The following is a 5074-nucleotide window of genomic DNA, read 5'->3' as shown; positions in this document are numbered from 1 at the left end:
GGCCGAGGGAGAACGCGATCGCCAGCGGGACGGCGGTGAGGGCGTCGGCCAGGTTGTGCAGGGTGTCGCCGAGCAGCGCGACCGAGCCGGAGGCGCCGCCGAGAGCCTCGCGCCGCTGCGCCCGCACCCAGGCACGGAGAGCGCCACCAAGAACATGCTGATGGGCACGCCGATCGCGCTGATGGAACGGGCGCGAGAGATGATCCGCAAGGGGCTCGGCAAGCACACCTGACACTTCGACGCAGAGCGAAATGTCGAGGTATTAGCGTCATATGCATGGAGTACATCGCTCGTGACGCCGACATAGCGCCCGTCGCCGCGCTCATCGCGGACCCGACCAGGGCGGCCATGCTGACCGCCCTGCTCGACGGGCGGGCGCTGGCGGCGGGGGAGCTGGCCAGGATGGCCGGGGTGAGCGCCGCCACCGCGAGCGCCCATCTGGCCAGGCTGCTCGACGGCAGGCTGGTCGACGTCGTGCGCCAGGGCCGCCACCGCTACTACCGCCTGGCCGGGCACGACGTGGCCGAGGTGCTGGAGGTGCTGGCCAGGGTCAGCGCCCGCCCGCCTGTGCGGTCGCTGCGCCAGTCCAGGCAGGCCAGGCTGCTGGAGGAGGCCCGCACCTGCTACGACCACCTCGCAGGACGGGCCGGTGTGAGCCTGCTCGACCGGCTCAGGGAGGGCGGCTACTACGCGGCGTACGACCTGACCGACACGGGTGAGCGGCTGCTGACCGGTCTCGGCGTGGACGTCGCGGGCGCACGGCGGTCGAGGAGGCGGTTCGCGCCCGAGTGCCTGGACTGGACCGAGCGCAGGTCACATCTCGGCGGGGCGCTGGGGGCGGCGATCACGGAGGTGCTGTTCGAGCGGGGCTGGTACCGGCGCGGGAAGGTGCCCAGGGCGGTGGCTCTCACCGAGGAGGGCAGGGAGGGGCTGTCGGTGTTGTTCTCGCGTAAGGAGCTAACATCGGGTACGCCGGTTACCTAGCAGCGAGAGAGACGCACCATGCGCGACAACGAAGTCGTGAACGTCGGGCCCGAACCCCTGTCCTTCGACGACGTCATCAAGGTGGCCCGTCACGGAGCCCCCGTACGCCTCACCGACGACGCCCTGGCCGCCATCTCGGCGGCCCGCCAGCGGGTGGACGAGCTGGCCGAGAGCCCGGTCCCCGCGTACGGCATCTCGACGGGCTTCGGCGCCCTGGCCACGCGGCACATCGACCCGGCGCTGCGCGCCCAGCTCCAGCGCTCCCTGGTGCGCTCCCACGCGGCGGGCAACGGCCCCGAGGTCGAGACCGAGGTCGTGCGCGCGCTCATGCTGCTGCGCCTGCACACGCTGGCCACCGGCCACACCGGCATCAGGCCGACCACGGCCAAGACCCTGGCCGCGCTGATCAGCGCGGGGATCACGCCGATCGTGCACGAGTACGGCAGCCTCGGCTGCTCCGGCGACCTGGCCCCGCTGGCGCACGTCGCGCTGACGCTGATGGGCGAGGGCGTCGTACGCGATAAATCTGGAAATATCAAGCCAGCCGGCGAGGCCCTCAAGCAGGCCCAGATCGACCCGGTCGAGCTGGCCGCCAAGGAGGGACTGGCGCTCATCAACGGCACGGACGGCATGCTCGGCATGCTCATCCTGGCCATCGAGGACCTCACCAGGCTCGTCAGGACCGCCGACGTGAGCGCCGCGATGAGCGTGGAGGCGCTGCTCGGCACCGACCGGGTGTTCATGCCGGAGCTGCAGGCGCTGCGGCCGCACCCCGGCCAGGCGCTGTCCGCCGCCAACATGACCAAGGTCCTGCGCGAGTCCGGCATCATGGCCAGCCACCGCGACCCGGAGGCCTGCACCCGCGTCCAGGACGCCTACTCGCTCCGCTGCGCCCCACAGGTCGCCGGGGCCGTCCGCGACACGATCGCGCACGCCGCCACCGTGGCCGGATGGGAGCTGGCCAGCGCCGTGGACAACCCCGCCGTGCTGGCCGACGGCCGCGTCGAGTCCAACGGCAACTTCCACGGCGCGCCCATCGCGTACGTGCTGGACTTCCTGGCCGTCGCGGCCGCCGACCTGGCCTCGATGTCCGAACGGCGCACCGACCGGTTCCTGGACGTGGCCCGCAACCACGGGCTGCCCGCGTTCCTGGCCGACGACCCCGGCGTGGACTCGGGCCACATGATCGCCCAGTACACGCAGGCGGCCATCGTCTCCGAGCTGAAGCGCCTGGCCGTGCCCGCCAGCGTGGACTCCATTCCCAGCTCGGCCATGCAGGAGGACCACGTGTCCATGGGCTGGTCGGCGGCGCGCAAGCTGCGCAGGTCGGTGGACGGGCTCACCCGCGTGCTGGCCATCGAGGTGCTCACCGCCGCCCGCGCGATCGACCTGCGCGCCCCGCTGGAGCCCGCGCCCGCCACGGCGGCCGTGGTCAGGGCGCTGCGCGAGACCGTGCCCGCGCCGGGCCCCGACCGGTTCCTGGCGCCGGAGATCGACTCCGCCGTGCGCCTGGTGGCCGACGGCGCCGTCGTGGCGGCCGCCGAGTCGGTCACTGGCCCCCTGGCCTGAACAGGGCCTAGCCGGGGAGCGCGACGATCACGTCCACCTCCAGCAGCAGTCCCGGCATGAACAGCTTCGACACCTCCACGGTCGTGCTGGCCGGGGGCGTGCCGGTGATGTACTTCCTGCGCACCTGCCCGTACTCGACGCGTTTGTCCATGTCCGTCAGGTACGTCCGCATGAACGCGATGTCGTCGAACGTCGCCCCCTGATCGGCGAGGATGCGCGAGATGACCTGGAAGACGTGCTCGGCCTGCGCCGTCTTGGACCCTTCGCCGACGATGTTCCCCTGCTCGTCGAAGGCGGCCTGGCCGGAGACGTAGAGCATGTCGCCGACGCGCACGGCGTGCGAGTAGAAGCCGTTCGTGGCCGGGATCGTCGAGAGGTTCAGCGGCACCGCACGGTGGGCCGGGCCTCCTCCCGCGTGCTCGGCGATGGCCGTCAGGTCGCGCTCGCCCAGCCCGGCCGCCCGCGCCTCCTGCAGCCTGGCCCGGGCCGCCGTGGCCATGGACGAGCCTTCCCAGGCGCCCAGCTCCAGGTCCTTGGCCGCGTGGGCCAGGGAGTAGCGGGTCTCGGCCGACGGCACGCGCAGCCGCTCCGCCAGCGTGCCCAGCGGGGTGCCCGACAGCACGTCGATCAGCGCGCCACGGTCCACGCCGTGCGCCTCGCCGTACGCGAAGGTCTCCGCCAGCAGCACCTGGGCGGGCACGAGCGCGCTCATGACGGCTAGCTTCATGGCCGCGCCCGCCCCCAGCGGACCGAGCTCCCGTACGGTCCCGAACACCGACAAGACCTCGCGGCAGCCCGCCACGTCGCCCCCGGCCAGCCCCCCGGCCAGCACGGTCAGCGTGCCGTCGGCCGCGGGCCCCACGCTGCCCAGCACCGGAGCGTCCACCAGTCCCACCTCGGCAGGCAGCAGCGCGCGCAACTCGCGCACCGCCTCTGGGCCGATCGTGGACATCTCCACCACCGTGGCGCCGGGCCGCAGACCCGGCAGCGCCGCCGACAGCACCTCCCGCACCGCGGCCGGGTCGCTGAGCACGGTGATGACCAGCGCGGCCCCGTTCACCGCCTCCGCCGCGGACACGCCGCTCCCGCGCCGCCACGTCGTCACCTTGTGCCCGGCCTGCTCCAGCCGCCGGGCCATGGGGACGCCCATGCGTCCCTGTCCAAGAAAAGCGATCACGCGCTCAGTGAACTGGAATCACAAGGCATTCCACAAACGACTAGATTGCATACCAGCCATGCTTAATGTGAATGCCTTTGACGCCGGTGCCCTGCGGCTGTTCCACGAGGTCGCCGAGAGCGGCTCGATCACCGCCGCCGCCGAGCTGCTCGGATACACCCAGTCGGCGGTCTCCCGCCGCGGGCTCGATCGCGCTGAGCAGGCTCGATCCGGCCGATCCGGTCCTTGACACGATGACGTTCGGGAGCTGGCTGGCGACGCACGGACAGCGGGCTCCGGTGCGTCAGGCGCTCTGGGACCTGCTCGCGGTGGCGGCCCTGAACACGGGGGTCGAGGAGGCCGCGCTCGGCCCGGCGGTCAAGGTGTTCAAGACCGCACTGCTCGGCCGGCCGGACGCCGCGGACCTGGGCATCCCCCTGGTTCCCCTCGGCGAGCTGCACGACACCGCCGCCAGGGCCGCCATCACGCGGCGCGGCGGCGCCGTACGCCTGTCGGCGAAGGTCACGGCCATCGAGCCGGGCCCGGCCGTCATCGTGGACGGCACCAGGATCAAGGCGTCGGCGGTCGTCGTGGCGACGCGCCACGAGCAGGCCGCGAAGCTGGTCCCGCCGGGGGCGGCGCCCGGCCAGGACAAGTGGGGCGCCCTCGACGCGAGCCCGATCATCAACGTCCACGCGGTCTACGACCGGCCGGTCATGCGGGTGCCGTTCGTCGCGGTCACCGGCTCGCCGGTGCAGTGGGTGTTCGACAAGACGCGCGTCGCCGGGCTCCGCGAGGGGCAGTACCTGGCGGTGTCCGTGTCGGTCGCGGACACCTGGATCGAGCGGCCGACCGCGGACATCCGCGAGGTCTTCGTCCCGGCGCTGCGATCGGTGTTCCCGGCCGCGCGCCAGGCCCGGATGACCGACTTCTTCGTCACCAGGGAACGGCGCGCGACGTTCCGCCAGGCCCCCGGCAGCGGGGCCCTCCGCCCGCGGAGCGCCACGCGCTGGCCCGGCCTCTACCTCGCCGGCGCCTGGACCGACACCGGCTGGCCCGACACGATGGAAGGGGCCGTGCGCAGCGGACTTCACGCCGCCGGCCTGGTCAGGCAGCACATACGAGACAAGGAGATCGTGCCATGACCCTGACCCTGCCGCCCGCCGAGGCCGCCCGCGAGCTCGTCGAGCCGGTGCTGCGCGAGGCCGTCGACCGCCTCGACCCGCACACCGCGCGCGTCGCCCGCTACCACTTCGGCTGGACCGACGGCGCCGGGCAGCCCCGCGCCGCCGGCGGCAAGGCGCTGCGGCCCACGCTCGCGGTGCTGTCGGGCCGGGCGGCGGAAGCGGACATCGCGGGGTGCCT

General features: G+C 73.0%; 5 protein-coding genes and 2 pseudogenes. 6 read left to right on the top strand and 1 reads right to left on the bottom strand.

Annotated features, from left to right (window positions below; translation table 11 throughout):
- The 3 genes and pseudogenes from AB0J09_RS55825 to hutH all read left to right on the top strand — a co-directional run.
- Positions 1–232 (top strand): annotated as a pseudogene (locus tag AB0J09_RS55825) (hypothetical protein); the annotation flags it as partial.
- A 44-nt stretch (positions 233–276) separates the two neighbouring features.
- Positions 277–984: a metalloregulator ArsR/SmtB family transcription factor gene (locus AB0J09_RS55820; RefSeq protein ID WP_360710573.1), complete on the top strand. Its 708-nt coding sequence runs from the start codon at positions 277–279 to the stop codon at positions 982–984.
- An 18-nt stretch (positions 985–1002) separates the two neighbouring features.
- The gene (gene hutH, locus AB0J09_RS55815) at positions 1003–2553 is read left to right on the top strand and encodes a histidine ammonia-lyase (protein ID WP_360710572.1); all 1551 of its coding nucleotides are present in this window, start codon (positions 1003–1005) and stop codon (positions 2551–2553) included.
- A gap of 7 nt (positions 2554–2560) precedes the next feature.
- Here the strand turns inward: hutH and AB0J09_RS55810 are convergent, their stop codons facing one another.
- Positions 2561–3730: a Rid family hydrolase gene (locus tag AB0J09_RS55810; RefSeq protein ID WP_360710571.1), complete on the bottom strand. Its 1170-nt coding sequence runs from the start codon at positions 3728–3730 to the stop codon at positions 2561–2563.
- A gap of 67 nt (positions 3731–3797) precedes the next feature.
- Between AB0J09_RS55810 and AB0J09_RS55805 the strand changes: the two genes are divergently transcribed.
- From AB0J09_RS55805 to AB0J09_RS55795, 3 genes and pseudogenes are all read left to right on the top strand, one after another.
- Entirely contained in the window at positions 3798–3959 is a 162-nt protein-coding gene (locus AB0J09_RS55805; protein WP_360710569.1) for a LysR family transcriptional regulator, read from the top strand.
- 4 nt (positions 3960–3963) lie between these two features.
- Entirely contained in the window at positions 3964–4854 is an 891-nt protein-coding gene (locus AB0J09_RS55800) for an FAD-dependent oxidoreductase (RefSeq protein WP_360710567.1), read from the top strand.
- Positions 4851–5074 (top strand): annotated as a pseudogene (locus tag AB0J09_RS55795) (polyprenyl synthetase family protein); the annotation flags it as partial. The gene AB0J09_RS55800 and the pseudogene AB0J09_RS55795, both read left to right, overlap by 4 nt.

Origin of the sequence: Nonomuraea sp. NPDC049784 (assembly GCF_040659615.1) — a bacterium.
In the GTDB taxonomy this organism is placed as follows: domain Bacteria; phylum Actinomycetota; class Actinomycetes; order Streptosporangiales; family Streptosporangiaceae; genus Nonomuraea.
Note: the sequence above shows the minus strand (reverse complement) of the source record. Positions and strands in the feature narration are given on the sequence as shown.